Annotated in this window: 2 protein-coding genes and 1 pseudogene; all 3 read left to right on the top strand. The window is 68.1% G+C overall.

From position 1 onward, the window contains the following. Positions 1-339, top strand: a 339-nt coding sequence (locus GJ632_RS21260) for a PAC2 family protein (RefSeq protein ID WP_197428148.1), incomplete at its 5' end; no start/stop codon positions are given. A 66-nt stretch (positions 340-405) separates the two neighbouring features. Next, positions 406-1,112 (top strand): annotated as a pseudogene (grpE, locus tag GJ632_RS21265) (nucleotide exchange factor GrpE). A 112-nt stretch (positions 1,113-1,224) separates the two neighbouring features. Further along, the coding region (locus tag GJ632_RS21270; protein ID WP_343161310.1) for an alpha/beta hydrolase at positions 1,225-1,786 on the top strand (562 nt) is incomplete at its 3' end.

The raw sequence follows: 1,786 nt of genomic DNA on the forward strand, positions 1-1,786 counted from the left end.
GGCGCGGGCGCGGACCGACTCGCCGACGTCGGCCTCGACGCCCCCGACGAGATGGGCCTCATCTCCGGGCCGACGGGCGCGTTGCTGCACCACGCCATCGAGAACGAGCGCACGGCCATCGGGCTGGTCGTCGAGTCCGACCCGCGGTTCCCCGACCCGGAGGCGTCCCGCGTCGTCATCAAGCAGGGCATCGAACCGCTGACGGGCGTCGAGGTGCCGGTCGAGAACCTCGTCGAACGGGCCGAGGAGATTCGCAACGCGAAAGAACAGCTCGCGCGGCGGATGCAACAGGCCGACGAGGAGAGCACGCAGGCGCAACCGCTCCGGATGTATCAGTGAGGGCGTGCCTACCCGGACTCGACCGAGTCGTACAACCTTAAGCCGCGTCACCCGTTTTGGTCAGACATGACCGACGAGTCCCCCGACGGCCGTGTTTCCGAGAGCGACGACGCCGACGCCGCGGCAGAAGTAGAGGCAGAACGGAACGGGGAAGCCGAGGCAGTGGGCGCGGAGGCGACGGACGGCGAGATGGCGGGCGGCGAAGCGATGGACGACGAGCCGCCGAGGCGGGCGCCGAAGACGGCGTCTCGTCGCGGGTCGCGGCGTACGACGAGGAACTCGCCGACGAGGTTGCCGAACTCGAGGGCCGCGTCGCGCGACTGGAGACCGAACTCGCCGAGAAGGACGAGGAGGCGGACGAACTCCAGGACCGACTCAAGCGGACGCAGGCGGACTTCCAGAACTACAAGAAGCGCGCGAAGAAGCGGCAGGACCAGATTCGCGAGACGGCCACCGAAGACTTCGTCGAACGCGTCGTCACCGTCCGCGACAACCTCGTCCGCGCCCTCGACCAGGACGAGGACGCCGACATCCGACCGGGTATCGAGTCCACTCTCGAAGAGTTCGACCGCATCCTCGCGACGGAGGACGTGTCGACCATCGACCCCGAACCGGGCACCGACGTGGACCCCACGCGCCACGAGGTGATGATGCGCGTCGCGAGCGACCAACCCGAGGGCACCGTCGCCGACGTCTACCAACCGGGCTACGAGATGGCCGAGAAAGTCATCCGCGAGGCGCAGATCACCGTCAGCACCGGCGACGAGGAGTAATCGCCGCTTCGGTCCACCGAGACTGGCCGCTTGGCGTACTATTTTGTCCGCTCGCTGTCACCCACTCGCCGTGCGACTTCCGTTTCGAAATCGGTTCCGCGAGACGCCCCGCATCCGCTTTTCGGTCCACGGCGACGGCGACGAAGACCTGCTGTTCGTCCTCGGGTGGGGGAACGAACCCGACCACGAGCACGTCTCGTGGTTGCTGGACAGACTGGGCGAGACGTACCGCGTCCACGCCGTCACCATCCCGACGAACGGGTGGGACTTCGAGGACCAGTATCTCGCCCCCGTGCAGTCGTACTACGAGGACGGCGACTTCGACGCGGTGCTGAGTCACAGCACGGGCGGACTCGTCGCGGCACACCTCGCCGAACGCGTGGACGACCCCCCGCGGAACGTCTTCTTGAGTCCGTGGTGGGGGACGGCCCCGAACGAGGGGTTCGAGTCCGTGGTGCTGCCGTACGTCCTGCGTCTCCCCACCGCGCGACGACTGTTCACGGTTGACCGCGACGTCTCGGCCATCGGCGACCTGAAGTCCGAAGCCGAGTTCGAGGAGGGACCGCGGGGAGTCTCGCCCGCGTTCCTGCGGACCGTCGTGGACGCGCAGGCGAGACTGCCCGCGTTCCGCGAGGGCGACGTGGTGTTCTGCACCCTCTCGGACCGCGTCGTGG

The organism is Halogeometricum sp. CBA1124, from assembly GCF_009741955.1.
Classification (GTDB): Archaea; Halobacteriota; Halobacteria; order Halobacteriales; family Haloferacaceae; genus Halogeometricum; species Halogeometricum rufum.